This window comes from Mesorhizobium sp., assembly GCF_017306585.1.
GTDB lineage: Bacteria > Pseudomonadota > Alphaproteobacteria > Rhizobiales > Rhizobiaceae > Mesorhizobium.
This window is the reverse complement of sequence record NZ_JAFKIC010000188.1, coordinates 1-23,026: the sequence shown is the minus strand read 5'-3', so window position 1 is coordinate 23,026 and position 23,026 is coordinate 1. Positions and strand designations below refer to the sequence as shown.

Below are 23,026 nucleotides of genomic sequence, written 5' to 3'. Positions count from 1 at the left end.
ATGGCCGCCCAACGTACCGACGCGCCGCGCCAACTGCCGCTCGACCTTGGTCACGGCACCGGCTACTCCCGCGACGAACTCGTCGTTTCGGGCACGAACAATCAGGCGGCGGCGCTCATCGACCGCTGGCCGGACTGGCCAGCGCCGGTGGTGGTGCTTGCCGGCCCGGCCGGCTCAGGCAAGACGCATCTGGCCTCGATCTGGCGGGGCCGCGCCAACGCGGTGGCCGTTGGCGCAGGGCGCATTGGCGACGGTATCGCCGGTCTTGGAACGCGGCCGGCGCTGATCGACGATATCGATACAGGGCCGATCGATGAACAGGGCCTGTTCCATCTTATCAATGCCGTGCGCGGAGCCGGTTCCACCTTGCTTCTGACGGCGCGGCGCTTTCCCTCGGCCTGGGGCGTTTCGCTGCCCGATCTTGCCTCGCGGCTGAAAGCGGCCGCGACTGTCGAAATCCATGAGCCCGACGACCTTCTGCTCGCCGGCGTCATCACCAAATTGTTCGCCGACCGCCAGATCGAGGTCGAACCGCATGTCGTGCAGTATCTGGTGCGGCGCATCGAGCGCTCGTTGGCCACGGCGATGCGCGTGGTCGAGCGGCTCGACCGCACTGCGTTGGAGCGCAAGACACCGATCACCCGGGCGCTTGCCGCCGAGACCGTCAGCGCCATGGATGAAGGGCAGGGCGAGTTCGAGGTTTAGTTGGGGCACCCGGTTTTCACCGTGCCGGGCGCTTGCGGAATTCGGCCGATGTCCCATTTCGGGACCTGCCGGCTGGCACCGTTCTTGCTCGTTGGGTTTTGCCGGCTGATCCCGGTCCTGGTTGCGCTCAAATCAGGTTGCAGGCTCGCCGGAATGAGACGCTTGGGGTTCTCGCCGGCGAGCTTGCCTTCGAATGGATGCGGCGACCGCCTATCCTGCCGCGGGATTCCCATTTTCATCGACAAGCGTCAGGTTGGTCGTATGGATTCTTGAAATGGACCATTAAGTAGTCTATTTCTAGAGTCAAAATATGGACCAGAGAATAGTCTGTTTGAGTGTGCCATGCAGATATCCGTGACCGACGCCAAGGGACAACTGACGGAGTTGGTGCGCCGCGCCGAAGCGGGCGACGAGGTCATTCTGACCCGCCATGGTCACGCGGCGGTGCGGCTGGTTCCCATTAGGACAATGCCTGACAGGAAAAGCCGCCGGGCGCTCTTGGAGGCGGCGCGCGCAGCCGGAGCAACCAAGGCCAAGGCCGGGCCGCCTGCCGCCCTCAGCCAGGATTTCCTTTATGAAGATGACGGCATGCCAAAATGATCGCGGTCGATACCTCCGCGCTGATGGCGATCGTGCTGGATGAACCGCAGGCCGCCGCTTGCATCAACGCGATCGAAGCCGAAGACGACCTGCTGATCTCCGCGGGCACAGTTGCCGAGGCGCTGATTGTCGCGGCCCATCGTGGCGTCGCGGCCGAGTTGTCCAGTCTGATTGACGGGCTTGGGTTCGAGTTCGTTGCGGTGACGCCGGCGTCGGCCCGGCGCATTGCGGAGGCTTACTCGCAATGGGGCAAGGGCATCCACCCTGCCGCGCTCAACTTCGGCGACTGCTTCGCTTATGAGGTGGCGAAAGAGCATGGTTGCCGGCTGCTCTATGTCGGCGGCGATTTCTCGAAAACCGACATCGAAGCGGTGCTTTGAATGTCGCTCGCCGCCGATGGCGTCGCCTGCCGGTAAGCTTGCAGCCAGCTCATAGCCACAGCCCGACGAAATGCCGGACCAGCAGATAGATGGCCGAGTGCGCGGCGATGTAGCAGGCCGCGACCAGCGCAAAAATACCGATGCTTGCCGGCCAGGAACGGGAAGTGACGGTGCCCGGGCTCCGTTTCGCATTTCTGCGGCTCTCGCGATTGTTCCACATCGCTAGCGCCGCACAAGCGATCGCCCAGGCGACCATGTACGGAACCGTGACGCCGGCATAGGCAAAGTAGGCTGGCCCGAACAGCGACACCCACGCATCGATCCCAAGCACCTGAAATCCCCCGTTTGCCTCAGTCTAATGCAAGTCGCCCAGAAGTGTGCAGCGGTTATGGGACAACGACATGCATCAAAACGGAGGTTTAAAGCGCGTCGCCCGAATCGGTTCGGCGCGACGCGCTTAAGCCTGCAAAGGCGGCGGAAGCGAGTTTTGAAATGATGAAATTCGGGCGCTGGTTCTGACCGTTCCGCCATGCGCGCGTCGGGCGTCGTCACCGCTTCCGTGCCGGACCGCAATCGCATGAATGTGGAAAAGTGGTCGGAGTGGAGAGATTCGAACTCCCGACCCTCTGGTCCCAAACCAGATGCGCTACCAGCCTGCGCTACACTCCGAACGGACTGTTGCCTATTCATTTCGGTGTTACATAGCAAGTGCAAAAACCTTGCCGACGCCCCCATTGCGCAGTAATGACGGGCGAAAGGGCGGCGATGCTGCCTTGCACAAGAATGAGGTGGCCATGTCCGCGCGCATTTTCAGCCCAGCCAAAACCGCGATGCAGTCCGGTAAGGCCAAGACCGGCCACTGGGTGCTGGAATTCGACCCCGAGATGCGCAAGAAGATCGACCCGCTCATGGGCTACACCACTTCGGGCGACATGAAGAGCCAGATCAGGCTGACCTTCGACACCAAGGAAGAGGCGGTGGCCTATGCCGAGAAGGAAAAGCTTGCTTTCCGCGTCGAGGAGCCGAAGGAAGCCAAGCGTCGCCAGATTTCCTATGCGGAGAATTTCCGCTATGACCGCAGGACGCCCTGGACGCATTGAACGCAGGCCCGGGCGGGCTTCAGAGTAATAGCCACCGGCCTCAAGCCGGCCAGCGGTCCCGTAGCTCAGCTGGATAGAGCACCGGCCTTCTAAGCCGATGGTCACAGGTTCGAATCCTGTCGGGATCGCCACAATTTCAAGTGCTTGTATGAAATTCTGAAACCGGGGCCCGATCTGGCGGTGGGATCACTGGTCGTTGGCACCACCCGGTCCGGGCCTCGGCAAGGCTTATGTATTATTTTGTGAGCCCTCCACGCCGGAACTTTCGCCCGAATCGCGCGTTGCCGCCCTTGTATTCGCCGGGTCTCATATAAGGCAATGCCGGGCCGGCGAAGGGCGGGGCAAAACAAGAGCGCGGGTTGGGGGAGGAGAAGCCAGGCCATGTCGAAACGTGAAATCGGGACGTCCCCTGCCTTGGGGCGACGTATCGCCGAGCTCAAGGCCAGAATGCGGGACGCCGAAATTTCCGATCATGAGATGAAAACCTTTCATAAGGTCGCCGCCATCATGGGGGCTGGCGACGGCTCCCTACGGCTGGATGCCGACGATCTGATCGCGGCATCCTTCGTTGTCGAGGCGGGTGAGTCGAGCCTCATCCGCTGACGTCAGGGATTTCCCCGGATCGCCAAATCCGCAGCCGGGCTTGCCCGCATCCCCGGAGCATGGCCGCCATCGAGCGGAACATGCTCCGGTCCCACCGGCTGAACTTCAATTGAAGGCAAAGTCTTATCATTTTGTTTGCGTTGGCGCGCCATAGTAGGCGCGGCTAACGGAGTGGAATTGGATGAAGCTCGACCTGTCGCCGACGAGTTGGGGCAGGGTGATATCAGTCACTGTTGCCGGCACGGCATTTTTCATCGCCGTGGCGTTTTTCGTCGATTCGTTCAATTTTCCCTATCTGTCGACCGAGGCTGTCCGGCGCGCCGAACTGACCGACCTGCTTCTTCCTCTCTTGCTGGGCGGTTCGTTTCTGTTTTTCCTCATGTGGAAGATCCGCCAGTTGGCGATAGCGCAGCGCGACCTCAGCATTGTTGCGGCGACCGACAGCCTGACGGCGGTTCTGAACCGCGGCGCCTTCTCCATGCTGGTCGAAGCCTATCTCGAGCAGACCCGCAAGCAGGAACAGGCCCGCCCCGGCGCGTTGCTGATCATCGACGCGGACCATTTCAAGTCGATCAACGACCGCCTCGGCCATGATAGTGGCGACCAGGCGCTCAAGCTCATCGCCCAGGCGATCAAGGGCCAATTGCGCGGCGTCGATATCGTTGGCCGTATCGGCGGCGAGGAGTTCGGCGTGTTTCTTCCCGGCGTCGAACCCGCGCAGTCCTGGCTGGTCGCCGAAAGCATCCGCCGGCGCATCCGCGAGATGGAGTTTTCGCCGGGCGGCCGCTCCTGCCCGCTTTCCGTCAGCATCGGCGGCATCAGCTTCAGCGGTCCGACCACCTACGAGGCGATATTCTCCGCCGCCGACAGGCGGCTTTATGCAGCCAAATCGAATGGACGCGATCAGGTCAGCTTCGACCCGGCCGAGGCGTCCCAACTGTCTCAGCCAGGCGCCGCCACCGTGCACTAAGCACACTGTCAGTGGCTGGCGGTTGACCTCGGCTGGTTGCTTGACGCTTTCTTGCTGGTGTGCTTCCTCCGGGGCAAGTAGTCTACCGATACTACAGGAAACGCTCCTGACCTCTTGAAGTCCTCGACAGTCCCGGCCGTTGGTGAAGCTGCGGCCTTTTTTGGTGCCGGCACATGAATGACAAGACGGCCCAGGCAAGGCACGTTGCAGCAAACAAGATCCATCTGTTCAACGGTTTTAAGAGCCCGTTTGGCGGCAGCGAGCGTGAAACGCTGGAGCTCTACCGGCTGTTGAGCGCCGGCTCGCAGGTGCGTCTATGGTCGACGTCTTCCCGCATGTCCGGTGAACTGACGCGGCAGTTTCCGATTCACCTTGTCTCGCCGATAAGGCGCAAAGTGCCGGACGGAGGCACTTATGTCTTCCTTGGCGCGCATTGGCGCAACAAACTGTGGCCCTATCTGATCGCGCGGCCGCGGCGGCTGATCTATGTTTTCAACACCTTCCATCCAAAGATCCTCGGTCTGACGACGCGCATGCCGCGCCTGTTGAATTGGCCCGATGTCGAGCTGGTGCTCATTTCCGACTTCCAGAAGCGCACGCTGGGGGTCGACGGCGCCGTGCATCCCTCGCCGATAGATCTCGGGCGCTTCTCACCCCGGTTGGTCCGGCCGGATGGCCCGTTCACCGTGGGCCGGCTCAGCCGGGATACGGCGGACAAGCATCATCCTGACGATTTGGCGCTCTACGAAACCTTGTTGGCCGATGGCACGGCCATACGAATCCAGGGCGGAACGCCGCTGAAGGACCGGCTTGCGCCGTGCCCGCGACTCGAACTCCTGCCGCAGGGCGAATTTGCCGCGGAGGAGTTCCTGCCGACGCTCGACGTCTTCTACTATCGCACCGGCTCCCATGTGGAGACGTTCGGCCGTGTGGTGTTCGAGGCGATGGCCTGCGGTTTGCCCGTGGTCTGCCATTCGCATGGCGGTTACGCGGATCATATCCGGCACGGTGAAAACGGTTATCTGTTCGAAACGACGGAGCAGGCGGCTAAAATCCTGGCCATGCTGAAAGCCGATCCGGCCCTGAGGGCGACGGTGGGCCAGGAGGCGCGGCGGACCGTCGAGGCAATGTTTTCGCCGCAGGCCCAACTGGATCGGCTGGATTTCTACCGGGGTTAGCCGGCGGCACTTGCTGTCGTTCTTTCCTCATGTCGCCGGGCGGCGAGGTGCGCGGATGATGCGCCGAAATGGCACCCAAAAAAAGCGAGTGAATTCCCGCGCGCTCCTATAGCCATTTCCAAACACCCTCCTATTTCTGTCCCCTGTTGGGGCGCCCCGGGGCCGGCTTGCCGGTTAGGGGCCAAGGTTCATAGGGGCAGAAAATGGCCAAGCCAGGCAAGCGCGGCGGCGCATGATCCATCTGTTCAATGGCTTTCAAGATCCATTTGGCGGCAGTGAACTCAAGACCCTCGAATTGTATCGGCTCCTCGGCGCCGAGGCCGAGGTGCGTCTTTGGGCGGCGTCGTCGCGGGCATCGGACGATTGGATGCGCCAATTTCCCATCAGCCCCATCTCGCCGATGAAGCGGCGGGTTCCGGATGGCGGCACCTATGTCTTCATCGGCGCGCACTGGCGAAACAAGATTTGGCCGTACCTGATACCGCGCCCGCGCCGCTTGATCTACGATTTCAGCACCTTTCACCCCAAGGTCATGACGCTGACGACACGCATGCCGCGCAGGCTGGGTTGGCCTGGAGCCGAGCTGATCTTCGTTTCCGACTTTCAGAAACGCATGCTGAGAGCCGACGGCGTCGTGCATCCGTCGCCGATCGATATCGAGCGCTTCTCGCCAAGGCGGGCAAGACCGGATGGTCCCTTCACGGTAGGACGAATGAGCCGAGATACACCGGACAAGCACCATGCCGACGACATGCCGCTCTATGAGGTGTTGCTGGCGGAAGGCACTGCGGTCAGGATTCAGGGCGGGACGCAGCTTGGCGACAGGCTGGAGCCGCATCCGCTGCTCGAACTCCTGCCCGTGGGTCATCTTGCCGCCGAAGAGTTCCTGCCGACACTCGACGTGTTCTACTATCGCACCGGTTCACATGTGGAGACGTTCGGCCGCGTGGTGTTCGAGGCGATGGCCTGCGGTTTGCCGGCGGTCTGCCATTCGCATGGCGGCTACGTCGACCATATCCGACATGGCGAGAACGGTTTTCTGTTCGAGACGACAGAGCAGGCAGCTGAGATCCTTGCCGAACTCAAGGCGGATCCCGGGCGGCGCGCAGCCGTGGGCGCCAAGGCACGGCAGACGGTCGAGAAACTGTTTTCGCCGCAGGCATTGGAGCAGCGGCTGGATTTCTATCGGCGTTAGCGATACCGCCCGGAACGACAGGTCGCGCGAGCCGTTTGTCATCAATCTCGATATCGCGCTAAAGCAGGCATGCCGATCAACCATCGGGCGGGCGGTGTCGGTACCAACATATTGAGCGGGATTTCCACAGATGACGTTGATGGGCGCGGCGGCACTGCTGATCCTGGTCCTCACCTACGCCGGCGTCGCTATAGGCCGCATTCCGGGCCTGCGCCTCGACCGCGCGGGCATTGCGCTGCTTGGCGGCGCCGCGATGATCGCCATTGGCGCGGTCAGCATGGAGGACGCCTACCGGGCGATCAATTTTGACACCATCACCCTCTTGCTCGGCATGATGATCGTGGTGGCGCATCTGAAAGTGTCCGGCGCCTTTCGCGGCCTTGGCGCCATCGCCATCGAACACGCCCATGCGCCGTTCATGCTGCTGGTGATGGTGACGCTGCTGACCGGCGTGCTGTCGGCCTTTCTCGTCAACGATGCCATCTGCCTGGTCATGGCGCCGATCGTCGTCCATGTCACAAGGGTCATCAACCGCAATCCGGTTCCCTATCTGATTGCCACCGCCACGGCCTCGAATTGCGGCAGCGTCGCCACCATCACCGGCAATCCGCAAAACATGGTCATCGGCGCGCTGTCGGGCATTTCCTATCCCGCCTTTTCGGCGGCTCTCGCGCCGGTGGCCTTGTTCGGCCTTGTCGCTGTCATCGTCATCGTGCGCATTGTCTACCGGGCTGAATTCGCCCGTACCGGGCAATTGACGCCCGAACTCTCACGCGGGCGTATGCATCGCGGACAGGTGCTTAAGGCGGTGATTGTCTGTATCGGTTTGGCCATTGCCTTCTTCGCCGGCGTTCCCGTGGCCAAGGCAGCGCTCATCGGCGGCGCGATCCTGCTGCTCACGCGCGCCATCAAGCCGGAGCGCATCTACCGCGAAATCGACGGGCCGCTGCTGTTCATGTTCGCCGGCCTGTTCGTGGTGGTCGCCGGCGCCGAAAAGACGCTGCTGTCGCCCGACATCATCGCCTCGGCCAAAAATCTCGGCCTGGATGATGTCTGGCGTTTGTCCGGGTTCACCGCGGTGCTCTCCAACATCATGAGCAACGTGCCTGCCGTGCTGGCGCTGCGGCCCTTCATCCCCGGCCTGGAGAATCCAGAACGCGCCTGGCTGGTTGTCGCCATGAGCTCGACCCTGGCCGGCAATTTCACCTTGCTAGGTTCGGTCGCCAACCTGATCGTTGCCGAGCAGTCCAAGGCCGCCGGCACGCCCCTGTCCTTCGGCGCCTTCTTCAAGGTCGGCCTGCCGCTGACGCTGGTCACGCTGATTGCCGGCACGGCATGGCTGGCGCTGCGCTTCTAGATTTTGTGGCCGGAAAGGCGCGCCCGAACCAGCGTCGCCGCTGCGCGTCCAGCCGCCTCGACATAGTCGGGATTGCGGTGGATCAGCATGATCGAAAACGAGCCGTCGATCAAAAGCACGATCTCGCGGGCCAGGGCGCCCGGATCCCCGATGGCGCAACCCGATAGTTCCCCGGCTAGCCATATTTCAAAATTCGATTTGTGGCGCGACCCGACCTTGACCGCCGGATGTCCAGGCATCGAGGCAAGCTCCGCGGCGGTGCGCAGGAAGCCGCATCCCTTCCATTTCGGGTGGCGTGCCACTCGCGCCAGATTGGTGAAGATCGCTTCGACCTTGAGATCGGCGCCACCTTCGGCGGCCTCGAACCAGCCGGCCATCTGGCGCAAGTTCGGCTGATCGCGGCCTTCGAGATAGGCGGCTATGAGGTCGTCCTTGCTCTTGAAGTGATAGTAAAGCGTCCGTTTGGTGAGCCCCGCCTTTTCGGCGATCGCATCAACGCTCACACGTCCGATTCCCTCTGCGTAGAACAGTTTCGTCGCCGCTTCGACGATGCGTTCTCGGGTGGGTTTTTCTGCTTCGGGCATGAGCAAGGTATACCGACTAGTGAATATACAAGCAATCGAAACCGTGGTCCCCTTTCCCGGCATTTGGAAAGGAAGAAAAATGGCTGATCTAGTCCTGAAAGACACCCGGGACGGCGTAAGCGTCCTCACCCTTAATCGTCCGGAAAAGCTCAATGCCCTGAACTATGCCCTGATCGATCGCCTGCTTGCCGTTCTCGATGAACTTGAGACGGACAACAGCGTTCGCGCGGTTATCCTGACCGGCGCAGGCGAGCGAGCCTTCTCGGCGGGCGGCGATATCTACGAGTTCTCGGGCAGCGTGGCACGGGGCGCCGATGTCGCCATGCGTGACTTCGTCATGCGCGGGCAGCGGCTGACGGCAAGGCTGGAAGCGTTTCGCAAACCGGTCATCGCGGCGGTCAACGGCATCGCTTTCGGTGGTGGCTGCGAAATCACCGAAGCCGTCCCGCTCGCCATCGCCAGCGATCGTGCGCTCTTCGCGAAGCCGGAAATCAATCTGGCGATGCCGCCGACCTTCGGCGGAACCCAGCGCCTGCCGAGGCTGGCTGGACGCAAGCGGGCGCTCGAATTGCTGTTGACCGGCGACTGGTTTCCGCCGCCGCGGGCGCTGGAGCTTGGCCTCGTCAATCAGGTGGTGCCGCATGACGACCTGATGCCGGCGGCCTTTGACTTGGCCAAGCGTATTCTCAGGCATTCGGGAATGGCGGTGGCAGGCATCCTCACGGCGGTGGCGCGCGGCATCAACCTCAGCATCGCGGAAGGCCTGCTGGTCGAAGCCGAGCAGTTCGCCCGCATGGCTCCGACAACCGATCTGCGCGAAGGGCTCGACGCCTGGCTGGAACGGCGCAAGCCAGGTTACGAGGGTTCGTGGACGCATGTCAGCCGGCCCGACGAAGCAAGGCGCGCCTCTCTGCACCTCGACCGGGCAGCCCGGCAGGGCGAGACATCGGGGTGGCCTCTCCCAGAGGGACGGAAGCGGCGGAAATGAGCCGATTGCTGCTTAGGCCGCCAATCCATTGTCCGCCGCCTGTACGCGCGCGGCTGCCGCCAGAAGGTCGGTCTGCGTGATCAGGCCCAGGACACGCCGTTCGCTGTCGACGATGACCACGGCATGGCTGCGGCCGTCGGTCAGCACCGGAAGCAGGCTCATCGCCGGTGTGTTGGGCGAGGCGGTGCCAGCCGTTGCCATCACGCCCTTGACCGTATCGACGGCTTTCGTCAGTTCACGCAAGCCGACGGCTCCGGTCAGTCTTGCTTCGGCGTCGACCACCGGCAAGGTGCGGATATTGTGATCGAGCAACTGCCGGCGCGCCTCCTCGGCGGTGGCCTGCTCAGGCACGGAAATCACATCGCGGGACATGATATCCTGGCACAGCAGTGTCCGGTGCGAGCGCACCATCGCCTGCAGCTCGACTTGTCGCAACAGGCGTTCGAGGTCGTCGCGGTCGATGTCGAAGGTCTCGTCGAGCGCGGTCAGCGCCGCGTCGACATCCTCGGGCCGGAAGCCGACGCGCTCCCGCGCCGGCAGATCGGCGGTGCCGTGGCTGTTGGCGGCGGGCGCGGCGACATGCGGATAGTTGCGCCGCGCGAGCTTGTGGAAAAGGAAACCGAGCGCGACCAGGATAGTCGAATTCAAGGCCACGGGCGCGAACGGAAACAGGAACCCCGCACTGATGACGGCCGGTCCGCCGAGCACCGCGGTCAGCGCCGCCGCGCCGCCCGGCGGGTGCAGGCAGCGGGTGAACGACATGGCCGCGATGGCGAGCGCCACCGCAAGGCCCGAGGCGATGACGGGGTCATGAACGAAATGCGCCACGGTCACGCCGACCAGCGCCGATACGGAGTTGCCGCCGATGATCGACCAGGGCTGTGCCAGCGGGCTTGCAGGCACAGCGAACAGAAGCACGGCGGAAGCGCCCATCGGCGCCACCAGCAGGGCGACATGCGGGCCGCCGCCCGTCGCCAGCCCGCTGATTACGCCGGTCAGCGCGATGCCGATCATCGCCCCAATGCATGCCAGCAGACGCTCGCGCAGCGTCGCGCCGGCAAGGATGGGGACAAAAAGACGAAAGGCCATGGCGATTTTCGTAACGAACGATTTGGCGAGGATGCCGTCCAGCAGGCAATGCGGCCGAACCCGCGAATTTGGAAGTCAAACAAATCCGGAAAGTCGCGGCCAGGTGGAATAATATTTCGAGCCGCGCCTCCCTGGCCGTGCTGCGAACGGCTCGCTCTTTGTCATCAGCGTCAAGGCGTTGCGGCCGTTTGCTGAATCTCTCCGGCAGTCAGAGCCCGGCGGCGGTTAGCCCGCGCATGATATCGGCCTTAAGGTCGTCGACATCCTCGAGACCGATCTGCAGGCGGATCAACGGACCTTCATAAGGGGCTCTGGCGACGACGCGGTCGCCCAGCCAGACCGGCACTGCGAGGCTCTCGTAGCCGCCCCAGGAATAGCCGAGCCCGAAGATCTGCAATGCGTCGAGGAAGGCGTGCTGCTCCTTCTGGCCGCCGCCGGCAAGCACGATGGAGAAGATGCCGCTCGAACCGGAGAAGTCGCGCTTCCACAGGCCGTGGTCCGGGTGGCTCGGAAGGGCAGGGTGCAGCACGCGCGCCACGCCCTTCTGGCCCTCGAGCCAGGACGCTATTGTCAGCGCGCTGCGCTGGTGGTGATCGAGCCGAACGCCCATCGTGCGCAATCCGCGCAGCACCTGGTAGACATCGTCGGGTCCCGCGCAGCAGCCGAGCGTACAGAAACTCTCGTAAAGCTGCTTCCAGCAGGACTCATTGGCCGAGACGGTGCCGAGCAGCACGTCGGAATGACCGGCCGGGTACTTCGTCGCCGCGTGGATGGAGATGTCGACGCCATGGTCGAGCGGCTTGAAATAGAGCGGCGTCGCCCAGGTATTGTCCATCATCACGATGGCGCCGGCCGCGTGGGCCGCCTTGGCAATGGCAGGGATGTCCTGCACCTCGAATGTGTTGGAGGCCGGGGATTCCGTGAACACCACTTTGGTGTTGGGCTTGATCAGGGCGGCGATGCCGGCGCCGACCCCTGGAGCATAGTACTCGACCTCGACGCCCAGACGCTTCAGCATCGTGTCGGCGAAGTTGCGGGTCGGATGGTAGACGGAATCCACGATCAACAGATGATCGCCGGCCGAGACGAAGGCGAGCAGCGGCACGGTCACCGCCGCGAGGCCCGACGGCACCAGGATCGTGCCGGCGGATCCCTCCAGCGCATCGATGGCATGGGCAAGCGCATCCGTCGTCGGCGTGCCGCGTGTTCCGTAAGTGTATTTCTGGCTGCGCCCGGCCATCGCGGCGGCATTGCGGAAAAGCACGGTCGAGGCATGCACGACAGGCGGATTGACGAAGCCAAAATAGTCATGCGGGTTGTTGCCCGAATGGGCAAGCCGGGTGTTGATGCCGATTTTGCCGGAACCCTGCTCGTTGCCGTCTTTTGCCATTTGTCGTTGCCTCTTTGATAAGGCGCTAGCCATAGTGCGCCGCCATGGAGCGCGCAACATGCCGGCGTCCGCCAGGAAACGGACTTCGGATGTGCCAATTTCCCCGCGGAGGGAAGCGAACGGCCGCCAAAAGACGGCATTTTGACAACATTCCCCGGCGCTCCCAAGACAGTGCTGTCCATGTCAATGAGCCGAGGAAAACACGCCAACGAAGAGTAGTGGCGCGATAGTGGCGAGACAGACAGTGTGCTGTTTGACGTCGAAAGGGCTTTGCCGAGTTTATTCGCGCGTCTGACTAAATCGCGGGCGCGTTTGTCTGCAATTCAGGCAATTCAGGCAATCGATTTTCAAACGCGTTCGGATTCGGTCATTTCCCTTGACCTCACGGGAATAATCGCCTTCGATGCTGTTCGTGAACGGGGGCGGCGCGTTGATTTTCGATGCGCGTTCCGGGGATGGGCTGGAATGGGAGCTGCGTTCACACGGGAAAAAAGATCAGGGTTTGCCTGAAAAACAGAGAAAAGGGTCTGTGGGTCATGAAAAATATTGCTATCGGCATTCTTGGCGCCGCCACGCTCGGATTGATGGCTTCGGCCGCGTCGGCCGGGACGCTCGACACGGTCAAGGCGAAGGGTTTCATCCAGTGCGGCGTTTCCACCGGCCTGGCCGGCTTCTCGGCGCCGGACGACAAGGGCGACTGGCAGGGCATCGATGCGGACTTCTGTCGCGCCGTGGCCGCCGCGGTCTTTGGTGACGGCAGCAAGGTCAAGTTCACGCCGCTCAGCGCCAAGGAGCGCTTCACCGCGCTGCAATCGGGCGAAGTCGACATCCTGTCGCGCAACACCACCTGGACCATCAACCGCGACACCGCGCTTGGCCTGAATTTTATCGGCGTCACCTACTATGACGGCCAGGGCTTCATGATCAACGCCAAGAAGCTGCCCGGCGTCAATTCCGCCTTGCAGCTTTCCGGCGCCGCCGTCTGCGTGCAGAGCGGCACGACCACCGAGCTCAACCTCGCCGACTACTTCAAGGCGAACAAGATGGAATACAATCCGGTCGTCTTCGAGAAGCTCGAGGAGGTCAACGCCGCCTATGACGCCGGCCGTTGCGACGTCTACACCACCGACCAGTCGGGCCTTTATGGCATCCGCCTGACGCTGGGCTCTCCGGCCGATCACGTCGTGCTGCCCGAGATCATCTCCAAGGAGCCGCTCGGACCCGCCGTGCGCCAGGGCGACGACCAGTGGTACCACATCGTCAAGTGGACCTATTTCGCGCTTCTGCAGGCGGAAGAGCTCGGCATCACCAAGGCCAATGTCGACGAGATGAAGAACTCGCCCAGCCCGGAGATCAAGCGCGTGCTCGGCCAGGAAGCCGATACGAAGATCGGCACCGACCTCGGCGTCTCCAATGACTGGGTCGTGAATATCGTCAAGGCCGTGGGCAATTACGGCGAAATGTTCGACAAGAATGTCGGCTCCGGCAGCCCGCTCAAGATCGCGCGCGGCATCAATGCCCTGTGGACCAAGGGCGGCCTGCAATACGCTCCGCCGATCCGCTGACCGAAACGTGATCCGGAAGGCAGATACTCTGCCTTCCGGTTTCTCTTTCCAGGGGATGGTCCATGGCTTCGCAGGAAATCCTTCGCGAGGAGCCTAGTCGCGGCTCCTTCGTCAACGACCCTAAAGTCCGCAGTCTCTTCTTCCAGACGCTGGTCGTCGTTCTTCTGTTCGGCGCGGTCTGGTGGATCGTGCAGAACGTCATCGACAATCTGCAGCGCCTCCACATCGCCTCCGGCTTCCAGTTCCTGAGAGGTCGCGCCGGTTTCGACATCTCGGACACGCCCATCGCCTATACATCGGACTCGACCTATGGCCGTGCCATCATCGTCGGCCTGCTCAACACCGTCATCGTGGCTGTCGCCGGCATCATCACCGCCACCATCATCGGCTTCGTGATCGGCATCGGCCGCCTTTCGCAGAACTGGCTGATCCGCAAGATCTGCACGGTCTATGTGGAGATATTCCGCAACATCCCGCCGCTGCTGGTCATCTTCTTCTGGTATTCCGGCGTGCTGGCCGTGCTGCCGGCGCCGCGCGAAAGCTTCCACCTGCCGTTCGGCTCGTTCCTCAACCAGCGCGGCTTCTATTTCCCGCGCGCTGTCTGGGGAGAGGGAGCGTGGCTTATCCTGGTGGCGCTCGTTGTCGGCATCGCGATGGCCTGGTTCGTCGCCCGCGCGGCACGCCAGCGGCAGATGGCCACCGGCCAGCAGTTTCCGGTGTTCTGGACCTCAGTGGCGCTGATCGCCGGCCTTCCGCTACTCGCCTATGTGCTGAGTGGTTTTCCGCTGAGCTTTGATTTTCCCAAACAATCGACCTTCAACCTGACCGGCGGCTTCCAGGTCAAGCCGGAGTTCCTGTCGCTCTATCTGGCGCTGTCCTGCTATACGGCGGCGTTCATCGCCGAGATCGTGCGCGCCGGCATCAGAGGGGTCAGCAAGGGCCAGACCGAAGCGGCCGCGGCCCTCGGCCTGCGGTCTGGATCGATCCTGCGGCTGGTCGTGGTGCCGCAGGCCATGCGCATCGTCATCCCGCCGCTGACCAGCCAGTATCTCAACCTGACCAAGAACTCCTCGCTGGCGATCGCCATCGGCTATCCGGACCTGACGGCCACGGCCGGAACGGTTCTGAACCAGACCGGCCAGGCGGTCGAGGGCGTGCTGATCATGATGATCGCCTATCTCGTGCTCAGCCTGGTGACCTCGGCCGTCATGAACGTGGTCAACGCCAGAATGGCGCTGGTGGAAAGGTAGGCGACCATGCAGGAACATGACATGTCCTGGGTGCGCACCGAAATGGCGCTGGCGCAGCCCGCGCCAACGAGCGAGCGCGGCCCTATCGCCTGGGTGCGCAAGAACCTGACCGGTTCGGTCGGCGACATGGTGCTGACCGTTCTTGGCATAGCCATCGTCGCCTGGATCCTGCCGCAGGTGATAAACTGGGCCTTCATCAACGCCCAGTGGACCGGGCCCGACCGCACGGTCTGCGCCACCGTCGCGCAGGGCGGCATCAAGCCGGATGGCTGGAGCGGCGCCTGCTGGGCCTTCGTCAACGCCAAGTTCGGCCAGTTCATGTTCGGCACCTATCCGGTGGAAGAGCGCTGGCGGCCGATCCTTGTCGCCATACTGTTCGTGGCGCTGCTGGTGCCGATGCTGATGCCTCGCGTCCCGCGCAAGGGGCTGAACGCCGTCCTGCTCTTCTTGGTGCTGCCGATCGTTTCCTTTTTCCTGCTGATCGGCGGCGTGTTCGGCTTGCCGCATGTCGAGACATCGCGGTGGGGCGGCCTTCTGGTCACGCTCAGCCTGTCCTTTGTCGGCATTGCGGTGTCGCTGCCATTGGGCACCGTGCTGGCGCTCGGCCGGCGCTCGAAAATGCCGATCATCAAGACGCTGTGCGTGGTCTTCATCGAGACGGTGCGCGGCATCCCGCTGATCACCGTATTGTTCTTCGTCAGCGTCATGCTGCCGCTGTTCCTGCCCGAGGGCGTCACCTTCGACAAGTTCCTCAGGGCCTTGATCGGCGTGTCGCTGTTTGCCGCCGCCTATATGGCCGAAGTGGTGCGCGGCGGATTGCAGGCGATCCCGAAGGGCCAGTATGAAGGCGCCGATTCACTCGGTCTCGGCTATTGGCAGAAAATGGGGCTGATCGTGCTGCCGCAGGCCTTGAAGCTGGTCATTCCCGGCATCGTCAACACTTTCATCGGCATGTTCAAGGACACAAGCCTGGTCCTCATCATCTCGATGTTCGACCTGCTGGGTGTGGTCAAGCAGAACTTCTCGGACGCAAACTGGGCGACGCCACAGACGGCCAAGTCCGGTCTTGTGTTCGCGGCCTTTGTGTTCTGGCTGTTCTGCTTCGGCATGTCGCGCTATTCAATGTACACAGAACGCCGACTCGACACCGGCTACAAACGCTGATGCATGCCGCCCGGAACCGTGTAGCGGTTCTGGATAACGACATGCATCAAGTCCAACGATAAGGAAGCAAGGGGAACTGTCCATGGCCACCGAAAACGCCGTCAGCGCGGAAGACCTCAAGGTCAACGCCGGAAAGATGCACATCTCGGCCACCGATGTCGCCATCGACATCATCGCCATGCACAAATGGTATGGCGAATTTCATGTGCTGAAGGACATCAACCTCAAGGTCATGCGCGGCGAGCGCATCGTCATCTGTGGTCCGTCCGGCTCCGGCAAGTCGACCATGATCCGCTGCATCAACCGGCTGGAAGAGCACCAGAAGGGCAAGATCATCGTCGACGGCAAGGAACTGACCAATGATCTGAAGAAGATCGACGAGGTGCGCCGCGAGGTCGGCATGGTGTTCCAGCACTTCAACCTGTTCCCGCATCTGACCATCCTGGAGAACTGCACGCTGGCGCCGATCTGGGTGCGCAAGACGCCAAGAAAGCAGGCCGAGGAAATCGCCATGCATTTCCTCAAGCGCGTGAAAATCCCGGAGCAGGCCAACAAGTACCCCGGCCAGCTGTCGGGCGGCCAGCAGCAGCGCGTGGCGATCGCGCGTTCGCTGTGCATGAACCCGCGCATCATGCTCTTCGACGAGCCGACCTCGGCGCTTGACCCGGAGATGATCAAGGAAGTGCTGGAGACCATGGTTGGCCTTGCCGAGGAAGGCATGACCATGCTGTGCGTCACCCATGAGATGGGCTTTGCGCGCAAGGTCGCCAACCGGGTGATCTTCATGGATCAGGGCCAGATTGTCGAGCAGAACACGCCGGCCGAGTTCTTCGACCATCCGCGCCATGAGCGTACGAAACTGTTCCTTTCGCAGATACTGCACTGAGGCGTCCATTCGGTCGTCATCCCAGGGTCTCAGCAAGGAGCGAAGCGACTTGCTGAGACCCTGGGATCTATTCCGTGACGCCAAAGCGCTGCAACGGTTACAGAATTCCGCACCGCTGCACCCCACGGCTGAGTTCACGGCGTAGATACTCGGGTCAAGCCCGAGTATGACGAAATCACGGGTGGCTTCGGCAAGTTTTCGGCCCGCTCGATGAGAAGATTCCTGCGCTTTCTGGCCATGCTGGTTGCCGCAGTTGCGCTTGCAGCGGCTCTCGGCGTGCTGGTGCCGCGCCCGTTTTGGCCAGGCACGGCCGTGGGTGAGGGGACACACCGCATACTGGTGCTGAGGAACCCGATCCACACCGACATTGCCATTCCCGTGAACGACGAGGTGCGGCGGCGATTCCGCTTCCTTGCCGATGCCGGCCTGCCTTCCGACGCTCCGGAGGTGCGATATCTGGTTTTCGGCTGGGGCGGCCGCGCCTTTTATCTGGAAACGCCGGCATGGTCGCAGCTGAAGGCGGTGCCTGTGCTCAAGGCGCTGACGCTCGATGCCTCGGTGATGCATGTCGACGTCGCCGGCGCCATAGCCGAGCCGCATCCCGACGTCACCGGCTTCGACATCACGGACGCTTCGTTTGACGCATTGCTTGATTTCATCGAGGCGAGTTTTCAACGCGGAGCCAATGGGCCGGTGCTGATCGAGAATGCCGGCTATTCAAATTTCGATCGTTTCTATGAGGCGAATGGCCATTTCAACGCGCTTGTTGGTTGCAACACATGGACGGCTGCGGCATTGCGCACTGCCGGCCTGCGCACCGGCTGGTGGAACCCGCTGCCGGTTTCGCTCGAGTTGTCGATGAAGCTGTACAATAGGTGATCTGCATAGACGCGCTATTAGCTTTTATATGTCGGAATACATATTTGATGATGGCGCGGGGAGCATCGTGTCCTTTCTAGATGCGTTTGTAAAATATTCGGTTGCTGGATTCGCATTTTATGTAAAGCCAGGTGCCGTCGTTCGTGAAATGTCGGAGCGAGACGCTAACTGGTACGCGATCATGACCGTCGCCGCCGTATTCGCAGTTGCTCAACAATCCACAATCTACCTGGATTTCCTGGGGCACCGGGGCAATTCAATTCCGCATTTCCCGATTCTCTACAAGGTCATTTCGAACCTGGCGATCGCCGTTGTTGCTTCGTCAGTCATTTTTGCGTTCTCGCGTGTGATGGAGGCAGGTGCCGACTTCAAGGAAATCTGTCGCGGGGTGATTTTGAAGTTTCCCATAGCGGTGGCGTTCTCGCTGTCGATACTGGGTATAAAATACGCCGTATTCGGCTTCTTGAGCCTGCTGCCAAAAGAAACTGGAATGACGATTGGCTGGTATTTGTTTGCGCTTATTGCAGTAGTATTTGGCTCTCTTATCAAGGGGCTTCAGGTTCTGAGCACATATGGTGTCTCAAGTTTCTCGTCGATTGCGATCGCCGTGCAAATTTTCCTCGTGTCGAAACGCGCATTGAGGACGAACGTCTTAATTGCTGTGGCGGTAACTCTGGCTGCAGCCATTGCGTGCTCCGCTATGGCTGCCCTGATTTTCTTCGCACGCTATCACAGCATCTATTGGAAGATTACGTTGGGTGCTCTGTTCTCGTGATGCATCTGTGAGAGCTTTGGAAGCAGACGATGTTTCGGACTGTCCATGAGCGACAAGCCGATCAACGCCTCACCACCTTCCGCTCCTCCCAGCCGTAAAGCCAGTCCAAGTCCGCCGCGAGCCTCTCTCCCGGCCGCGTTGCCAGGACCAGATTGCGCGCCAATGCCACCGGTCCCCAGGCATGCCAGGCGAGACGATTGAGCGCGCCGCGTTTCAGCACCTTTTGGACACGCGGCCGCCGCAGGTTTTCCCAGATCGCAAGGCTCTGTCGCGGATCGGCGGGGAAGTCGGAGACCAGATTGGCCAGCATTGCCGCGTCCTCGATCGCCATCGCGGCGCCCTGGGCGGCGAATGGCGTCATCGCATGCGCGGCATCGCCAATCAGCGCGATGCCTGCCGGGTTGGTCCAGTGGTTTTGCTCGACGGTGTGGATTGGAAATGCCGTCCATGGACCGGCCAGTGCGACCAGCCTGGTCAGCGCAGGCACGGTGCCGCGCATGGCCTTGTCGAGAATGGCGGGGTCGGCATGGCCCGACCACCCTTCGGCGATCCGCTGACCCTTGGTGAAGGCGGCCAGATTGAAGGCGCTGCCTCTGCTCACCGGGTAGGCGACCATGTGGAAGCCGGAATGCAGGAAAGTGGTGACGCAATCCGCGGTGGCGATTTGCGCAAAGGCCTGGCCGGCGGCGCTCTCCGCCGGAACCGTCGCACGCCAGGCAAGCTCCCCGCTGAAGCGGCTTTGCTTGAAAGCAGGGTCCTTGCCGGCAAGCTGCGCGCGAACCGAGGACCAGACGCCGTCGGCGCCCACCAACAGGCTTCCGGCGGCTTTCATCTCCTGGCTATCCGTCGCGACGTTGATGACGGTCTCATGCGGCTCGATGTCAATGCCGGTCACCCGCGCGCCGGTGGTGATTTCGATATCGGATTGTTCCGCTGCTTTCGCCATCAGCGCCGCCTGCAGGTCGGCGCGGTGCGCCACGAGATAGGGTGCGCCCCAGCGGCTTTCACCGGCAGCCCCCAGAGGTACGCGCGCCAGCTCGCGCAGACTTCTCGCGTCCTTCAACACCACGGCCGTCGGCTTGATGGCGTTGGCCAGCAGATGATCAAGCACACCAAGCTGGCGCAGGATGCGCGTTGCATTGGGAGAAAGCTGGATGCCGGCGCCGGCCGCTTCGAGCTGCCTGGCCTGCTCGAAGACTCTTGTCGAAATGCCGCGCGCCGAAAAGGCGAGCGCCGCGGTCAGCCCGGCCACACCAGCCCCGGCAATCAGGATCTGCCGGGACCGCTTCTCAACCATGGTCAGGGGATCAGGCGGCCTGGTCGATATAGAGGCAGCCGGCAGGCAGCGTTTCGGTCGCCTTCAGCTTCGGCGAATAGCGGTACAGGGTGGAGCAGTAGGGGCAGACCTTCTCATTGTCTTCGCCCATGTCGAGAAACACATGCGGATGGTCGAAAGGCGGGTTGGCGCCCGTGCACATGAATTCCTTGACCCCGATGTCGATCGCGGGATGGCCCGCATCGTTCTGGAAATGGGGAATGGAACCGCCTGCCATCGTCGTCTCCTTAACGCAGTCTCTCCTGCATCTGGATCATATCAGGCCTGTTTGCAAGTTCGATGAAATCAAACTGTCGCAAAAGCCTGTCAGAGAACTGTCGCAAAAGCCTGCCACAGGATAAGTTAAGCCGGTTAACCGGCTGAGGCGGGACAAGAGCAGGAACCATGAACGAATTGAAGCCGGTACAGAGCGAATTCAACAATGTCGAGGCGGCGAGCCCGGAGGGCAATCCGGACCGTTTCGTCAACCGCGAGTTTTCCTGGCTGCAGTTCAATCGCCGCGTTCTCGAGGAATCGCTCAACACCCACCATCCACTGCTCGAGCGTGTGCGCTTCCTCTCCATCTCGGCCGCCAATCTCGACGAGTTTTTCATGGTCCGCGTCGCCGGCCTCGCAGGCCAGGTGCGCGAGGGCATCGCGCTGAAGAGCCCGGATGGACGCACCCCCGAACAGCAGCTCGAACAGTTGCTGCGTGAAGTCGAGCGGCTGCAGGAAGATCAGCAAAAAAGCCTTTCAGCGCTTACGGTGCTGCTCAACAAGGAAGGCATCGAGAGCATCACCCGCGACGCGCTGACCAAGGACGAAAAGGTCTGGCTGGAGGAGCACTTCCAGGATCAGGTTTTCCCTGTGCTCACCCCGCTGTCGATTGACCCGGCGCATCCGTTCCCGTTCATTCCGAACCTCGGCTTCTCGATGGCTTTGCAGCTTCGTCATCGCAAGAACGGCGAGGAGATGAGCGCGTTGCTGCGCCTGCCGGTGGCGCTGAAGCGCTTCATCCGTCTGCCGGACCGCAAGAACCATGTCCGCTTCATTCCGCTGGAGGAAGCGGTCGGCCTTTACATCGGCAAACTATTCCCAGGCTACGAGGTCAAGGGCTCCGGCACATTCCGCATCATCCGCGACAGCGATATCGAGGTCGAGGAGGAATCGGAAGACCTGGTGCGGCTGTTCGAAACGGCCCTGAAGCGCCGCCGCAGGGGCTCCGTGATCCGCATCGAGTTCGACATGCTGATGCCGGCGGAACTGCGGGACTTCGTCGCCGGCGAGCTTGGCGTCTCGTCGAGCCGCATCAGCGTGCTCACCGGTCCGCTGGCGCTCAGCCAGATTTCCGAGATCGTCGCGGTCGCCCGCGACGATCTAAAGTTCAGACCCTACAATCCACGCTTCCCCGAGCGCATCCGCGAGCATGGCGGCGACTGTTTCGCTGCCATCCGCGAGAAGGACATCATCGTCCACCATCCCTACGAATCGTTTGACGTGGTGGTGCAGTTCCTGCGTCAGGCGATGGCCGACCCCGAAGTGGTGGCGATCAAGCAGACGCTTTACCGTACCTCCAACGACAGTCCGATCGTGCGCGCGCTGGTCGACGCGGCCGAGGCCGGCAAGTCGGTGACGGCACTGGTCGAACTCAAGGCCCGCTTCGACGAGGAAGCCAACATCCGCTGGGCGCGTGACCTCGAACGCGCCGGCGTGCAGGTCGTGTTCGGCTTCCTCGAACTCAAGACCCACGCCAAGATGTCGCTGGTGGTGCGGCGCGAAGACGGCAAGCTACGCAATTACGTGCATCTGGGCACCGGCAACTACCATCCGGTGACGGCGCGCATCTACACCGACCTGTCCTTCTTCACCACCGATCCGACGATCGCGCGCGATGTCGCGCAGCTGTTCAATTTCATCACCGGCTATGCCGAACCGACCGCGGAAATGCGGCTGGCGATATCCCCGTTCACGCTGCGCAACCGCATCCTCCAGCACATTTCGGAAGAGGTGACGCACGCTCTGGAAGGGCGGCCGGCGCGCATCTGGATGAAGATGAACGCGCTTGTCGATCCGATCATCATCGACGCGCTGTATGACGCCAGCCGCGCCGGGGTGGAAATCGACCTCGTCGTGCGCGGCATATGCTGCCTCAGGCCGCAGGTGCCGGGCCTGTCGGAGAACATCAGGGTCAAGTCCATCGTCGGCCGGTTCCTCGAACACAGCCGCATATACTGTTTCGGCAATGGTCATGGCCTGCCGGCCGACGAGGCAATCGTCTACATCTCCTCGGCCGACCTGATGCCACGCAATCTCGACCGCCGCGTCGAGACCATGGTGCCGATCACCAATCCAACTGTGCATGAACAGGTCCTGGGCCAGATCATGCTGGGCAACATCATGGACAATCAGCAAAGTTTCGACGTATTGGCTGATGGAACCTCCCGGCGCGTCGTGCTGGAAGAGGGCGAGGAGCCGTTCAACGCGCAGGAATATTTCATGACCAATCCGAGCCTGTCGGGACGGGGTGACGCGCTGAAATCGCATGCACCGAAGCGGATCGCGCAGTTCAAGCGCCGCAAGAAGAACGCCACCGCCTGATGCTGTCAAATTCCCAGGGCCGGCTGCAGGACCGCCGACCGCTGTCCATCATCGACATCGGCTCGAACTCGATCCGTCTTGTCGTCTATGAGGGGCTGGCGCGCTCGCCGACCATGCTGTTCAACGAAAAGATGCTGGCCGGTCTCGGCCGCGGCATCGTGTCGACGGGAAAGCTCGACCCCGAGGGCGTGGCGCGCTCCATGGAGGAGTTCCGCCGCTTCCGCGCGCTCTCCGATCAGGCCGGCGCTGAACACATGTATGTGCTGGCAACGGCCGCGGCCCGCGAGGCAATCAACGGTCCCGATTTCATCCATCGCGCCGAGGATGTGCTGAAGACCGAGATCCGCGTGCTCTCCGGCCGTCAGGAGGCGCATTATTCCGCACTCGGCGTCATTTCCGGTTTCCATCCGGCCAACGGCATTGCCGGCGACCTCGGCGGCGGCAGCCTTGAACTG

The 23,026-nt window shown here is 62.1% G+C and carries 23 protein-coding genes, 2 tRNA genes and 1 pseudogene; 19 read left to right on the top strand and 7 right to left on the bottom strand.

The window, feature by feature from the left end; genetic code table 11:
- From hdaA to J0I79_RS22895, 3 genes are all read left to right on the top strand, one after another.
- Complete coding sequence (hdaA, locus tag J0I79_RS22905; protein ID WP_292864348.1) at positions 1-705, top strand: DnaA regulatory inactivator HdaA; 705 nt, start codon at positions 1-3, stop codon at positions 703-705.
- A 342-nt stretch (positions 706-1,047) separates the two neighbouring features.
- Complete coding sequence (locus J0I79_RS22900; protein WP_292864345.1) at positions 1,048-1,305, top strand: type II toxin-antitoxin system prevent-host-death family antitoxin; 258 nt, start codon at positions 1,048-1,050, stop codon at positions 1,303-1,305.
- The gene (locus J0I79_RS22895; RefSeq protein ID WP_292864342.1) at positions 1,302-1,685 is read left to right on the top strand and encodes a type II toxin-antitoxin system VapC family toxin; all 384 of its coding nucleotides are present in this window, start codon (positions 1,302-1,304) and stop codon (positions 1,683-1,685) included. The genes J0I79_RS22900 and J0I79_RS22895 overlap by 4 nt, the downstream gene beginning before the upstream one ends.
- Before the next feature lie 49 nt (positions 1,686-1,734).
- Here the strand turns inward: J0I79_RS22895 and J0I79_RS22890 are convergent, their stop codons facing one another.
- Together J0I79_RS22890 and J0I79_RS22885 are read right to left on the bottom strand one after the other, a co-directional pair.
- The gene (locus J0I79_RS22890; RefSeq protein ID WP_292864339.1) at positions 1,735-2,016 is read right to left on the bottom strand and encodes a hypothetical protein; all 282 of its coding nucleotides are present in this window, start codon (positions 2,014-2,016) and stop codon (positions 1,735-1,737) included.
- 261 nt (positions 2,017-2,277) lie between these two features.
- Positions 2,278-2,354 (bottom strand) — tRNA-Pro (locus tag J0I79_RS22885).
- 125 nt (positions 2,355-2,479) lie between these two features.
- On the opposite strand from J0I79_RS22885, the gene J0I79_RS22880 reads away from it, so the two are divergent.
- The 7 genes from J0I79_RS22880 to J0I79_RS22850 all read left to right on the top strand — a co-directional run bounded on the left by J0I79_RS22880 (position 2,480) and on the right by J0I79_RS22850 (position 8,088).
- Positions 2,480-2,785, top strand: coding sequence for an ETC complex I subunit (locus tag J0I79_RS22880; protein ID WP_292864336.1), 306 nt, complete (start codon positions 2,480-2,482; stop codon positions 2,783-2,785).
- A gap of 54 nt (positions 2,786-2,839) precedes the next feature.
- A tRNA-Arg gene (locus J0I79_RS22875) sits at positions 2,840-2,916 on the top strand.
- Between the two features lie 250 nt (positions 2,917-3,166).
- On the top strand, positions 3,167-3,388 hold the full coding sequence (locus tag J0I79_RS22870; RefSeq protein WP_292864333.1) for a hypothetical protein: 222 nt from the start codon (positions 3,167-3,169) through the stop codon (positions 3,386-3,388).
- A 181-nt stretch (positions 3,389-3,569) separates the two neighbouring features.
- Entirely contained in the window at positions 3,570-4,358 is a 789-nt protein-coding gene (locus J0I79_RS22865; RefSeq protein ID WP_292864330.1) for a GGDEF domain-containing protein, read from the top strand.
- 173 nt (positions 4,359-4,531) lie between these two features.
- Positions 4,532-5,536, top strand: coding sequence for a glycosyltransferase family 4 protein (locus J0I79_RS22860; RefSeq protein WP_292864327.1), 1,005 nt, complete (start codon positions 4,532-4,534; stop codon positions 5,534-5,536).
- Positions 5,537-5,903: 367 nt separating this feature from the next.
- Positions 5,904-6,731, top strand: a complete 828-nt coding sequence (locus tag J0I79_RS22855) for a glycosyltransferase family 4 protein (RefSeq protein WP_292864324.1) — start codon at positions 5,904-5,906, stop codon at positions 6,729-6,731.
- Positions 6,732-6,861: 130 nt separating this feature from the next.
- Complete coding sequence (locus tag J0I79_RS22850) at positions 6,862-8,088, top strand: anion transporter (protein ID WP_292864321.1); 1,227 nt, start codon at positions 6,862-6,864, stop codon at positions 8,086-8,088.
- On the opposite strand, the gene J0I79_RS22845 is transcribed toward J0I79_RS22850, so the two are convergent.
- Entirely contained in the window at positions 8,085-8,672 is a 588-nt protein-coding gene (locus J0I79_RS22845; RefSeq protein WP_292864318.1) for a TetR/AcrR family transcriptional regulator, read from the bottom strand. The two genes, J0I79_RS22850 and J0I79_RS22845, sit on opposite strands and share 4 nt — an antisense overlap.
- Before the next feature lie 79 nt (positions 8,673-8,751).
- Here J0I79_RS22845 and J0I79_RS22840 point away from each other — a divergent pair, with 79 nt between their 5' ends.
- Positions 8,752-9,660 carry a crotonase/enoyl-CoA hydratase family protein gene (locus J0I79_RS22840; RefSeq protein ID WP_292864315.1) on the top strand — a complete coding sequence of 303 codons (909 nt, stop codon included), beginning with the start codon at positions 8,752-8,754 and terminating at the stop codon, positions 9,658-9,660.
- Between the two features lie 12 nt (positions 9,661-9,672).
- Here J0I79_RS22840 and J0I79_RS22835 read toward each other — a convergent pair whose 3' ends face one another.
- Both J0I79_RS22835 and J0I79_RS22830 read right to left on the bottom strand, forming a co-directional pair.
- On the bottom strand, positions 9,673-10,749 hold the full coding sequence (locus J0I79_RS22835; RefSeq protein WP_292864312.1) for an HPP family protein: 1,077 nt from the start codon (positions 10,747-10,749) through the stop codon (positions 9,673-9,675).
- A gap of 208 nt (positions 10,750-10,957) precedes the next feature.
- Positions 10,958-12,139 (bottom strand): cystathionine beta-lyase, encoded by a 1,182-nt coding sequence (locus J0I79_RS22830; protein WP_292864309.1) that lies wholly within the window; start codon positions 12,137-12,139, stop codon positions 10,958-10,960.
- Between the two features lie 536 nt (positions 12,140-12,675).
- On the opposite strand from J0I79_RS22830, the gene J0I79_RS22825 reads away from it, so the two are divergent.
- The 6 genes from J0I79_RS22825 (at position 12,676) to J0I79_RS22800 (ending at position 18,658) form a co-directional block, all read left to right on the top strand.
- Positions 12,676-13,704 carry an amino acid ABC transporter substrate-binding protein gene (locus J0I79_RS22825; RefSeq protein WP_292864306.1) on the top strand — a complete coding sequence of 343 codons (1,029 nt, stop codon included), beginning with the start codon at positions 12,676-12,678 and terminating at the stop codon, positions 13,702-13,704.
- Positions 13,705-13,766: 62 nt separating this feature from the next.
- Positions 13,767-14,954, top strand: coding sequence for an amino acid ABC transporter permease (locus J0I79_RS22820; protein ID WP_292864303.1), 1,188 nt, complete (start codon positions 13,767-13,769; stop codon positions 14,952-14,954).
- A 6-nt stretch (positions 14,955-14,960) separates the two neighbouring features.
- Positions 14,961-16,118, top strand: coding sequence for an amino acid ABC transporter permease (locus J0I79_RS22815; RefSeq protein WP_292864300.1), 1,158 nt, complete (start codon positions 14,961-14,963; stop codon positions 16,116-16,118).
- Between the two features lie 82 nt (positions 16,119-16,200).
- Positions 16,201-17,004: an amino acid ABC transporter ATP-binding protein gene (locus J0I79_RS22810; RefSeq protein ID WP_292864297.1), complete on the top strand. Its 804-nt coding sequence runs from the start codon at positions 16,201-16,203 to the stop codon at positions 17,002-17,004.
- A gap of 210 nt (positions 17,005-17,214) precedes the next feature.
- Positions 17,215-17,883, top strand: coding sequence for a TIGR02117 family protein (locus J0I79_RS22805; protein WP_292864294.1), 669 nt, complete (start codon positions 17,215-17,217; stop codon positions 17,881-17,883).
- Between the two features lie 28 nt (positions 17,884-17,911).
- Positions 17,912-18,658 (top strand): hypothetical protein, encoded by a 747-nt coding sequence (locus J0I79_RS22800; protein WP_292864291.1) that lies wholly within the window; start codon positions 17,912-17,914, stop codon positions 18,656-18,658.
- Positions 18,659-18,719: 61 nt separating this feature from the next.
- Here the strand turns inward: J0I79_RS22800 and J0I79_RS22795 are convergent, their stop codons facing one another.
- Together J0I79_RS22795 and J0I79_RS22790 are read right to left on the bottom strand one after the other, a co-directional pair.
- A complete protein-coding gene (locus tag J0I79_RS22795) occupies positions 18,720-19,955 on the bottom strand; it encodes an FAD-dependent monooxygenase (protein WP_292864288.1) in 1,236 nt (411 codons plus the stop codon).
- Between the two features lie 10 nt (positions 19,956-19,965).
- Positions 19,966-20,211 (bottom strand): zinc-finger domain-containing protein, encoded by a 246-nt coding sequence (locus J0I79_RS22790; protein WP_096456640.1) that lies wholly within the window; start codon positions 20,209-20,211, stop codon positions 19,966-19,968.
- Between the two features lie 167 nt (positions 20,212-20,378).
- On the opposite strand from J0I79_RS22790, the gene J0I79_RS22785 reads away from it, so the two are divergent.
- A complete protein-coding gene (locus tag J0I79_RS22785) occupies positions 20,379-22,571 on the top strand; it encodes an RNA degradosome polyphosphate kinase (RefSeq protein WP_292864281.1) in 2,193 nt (730 codons plus the stop codon).
- Positions 22,571-23,026, top strand: a pseudogene (locus J0I79_RS22780) (exopolyphosphatase); the annotation flags it as partial. The gene J0I79_RS22785 and the pseudogene J0I79_RS22780, both read left to right, overlap by 1 nt.

Bases quoted from the DNA above. Each gene is read 5' to 3' on its own strand.
- hdaA (WP_292864348.1), top strand. From the start codon at position 1: ATGGCCGCCCAACGTACCGACGCGCCGCGCCAACTGCCGCTCGACCTT.
- J0I79_RS22900 (WP_292864345.1), top strand. From the start codon at position 1,048: ATGCAGATATCCGTGACCGACGCCAAGGGACAACTGACGGAGTTGGTG.
- J0I79_RS22895 (WP_292864342.1), top strand. From the start codon at position 1,302: ATGATCGCGGTCGATACCTCCGCGCTGATGGCGATCGTGCTGGATGAA.
- J0I79_RS22880 (WP_292864336.1), top strand. From the start codon at position 2,480: ATGTCCGCGCGCATTTTCAGCCCAGCCAAAACCGCGATGCAGTCCGGT.
- J0I79_RS22870 (WP_292864333.1), top strand. From the start codon at position 3,167: ATGTCGAAACGTGAAATCGGGACGTCCCCTGCCTTGGGGCGACGTATC.
- J0I79_RS22865 (WP_292864330.1), top strand. From the start codon at position 3,570: ATGAAGCTCGACCTGTCGCCGACGAGTTGGGGCAGGGTGATATCAGTC.
- J0I79_RS22860 (WP_292864327.1), top strand. From the start codon at position 4,532: ATGAATGACAAGACGGCCCAGGCAAGGCACGTTGCAGCAAACAAGATC.
- J0I79_RS22855 (WP_292864324.1), top strand. From the start codon at position 5,904: ATGCGCCAATTTCCCATCAGCCCCATCTCGCCGATGAAGCGGCGGGTT.
- J0I79_RS22850 (WP_292864321.1), top strand. From the start codon at position 6,862: ATGACGTTGATGGGCGCGGCGGCACTGCTGATCCTGGTCCTCACCTAC.
- J0I79_RS22845 (WP_292864318.1), bottom strand. From the start codon at position 8,672: ATGCCCGAAGCAGAAAAACCCACCCGAGAACGCATCGTCGAAGCGGCG.
- J0I79_RS22840 (WP_292864315.1), top strand. From the start codon at position 8,752: ATGGCTGATCTAGTCCTGAAAGACACCCGGGACGGCGTAAGCGTCCTC.
- J0I79_RS22835 (WP_292864312.1), bottom strand. From the start codon at position 10,749: ATGGCCTTTCGTCTTTTTGTCCCCATCCTTGCCGGCGCGACGCTGCGC.
- J0I79_RS22830 (WP_292864309.1), bottom strand. From the start codon at position 12,139: ATGGCAAAAGACGGCAACGAGCAGGGTTCCGGCAAAATCGGCATCAAC.
- J0I79_RS22825 (WP_292864306.1), top strand. From the start codon at position 12,676: ATGAAAAATATTGCTATCGGCATTCTTGGCGCCGCCACGCTCGGATTG.
- J0I79_RS22820 (WP_292864303.1), top strand. From the start codon at position 13,767: ATGGCTTCGCAGGAAATCCTTCGCGAGGAGCCTAGTCGCGGCTCCTTC.
- J0I79_RS22815 (WP_292864300.1), top strand. From the start codon at position 14,961: ATGCAGGAACATGACATGTCCTGGGTGCGCACCGAAATGGCGCTGGCG.
- J0I79_RS22810 (WP_292864297.1), top strand. From the start codon at position 16,201: ATGGCCACCGAAAACGCCGTCAGCGCGGAAGACCTCAAGGTCAACGCC.
- J0I79_RS22805 (WP_292864294.1), top strand. From the start codon at position 17,215: ATGAGAAGATTCCTGCGCTTTCTGGCCATGCTGGTTGCCGCAGTTGCG.
- J0I79_RS22800 (WP_292864291.1), top strand. From the start codon at position 17,912: ATGTCGGAATACATATTTGATGATGGCGCGGGGAGCATCGTGTCCTTT.
- J0I79_RS22795 (WP_292864288.1), bottom strand. From the start codon at position 19,955: ATGGTTGAGAAGCGGTCCCGGCAGATCCTGATTGCCGGGGCTGGTGTG.
- J0I79_RS22790 (WP_096456640.1), bottom strand. From the start codon at position 20,211: ATGGCAGGCGGTTCCATTCCCCATTTCCAGAACGATGCGGGCCATCCC.
- J0I79_RS22785 (WP_292864281.1), top strand. From the start codon at position 20,379: ATGAACGAATTGAAGCCGGTACAGAGCGAATTCAACAATGTCGAGGCG.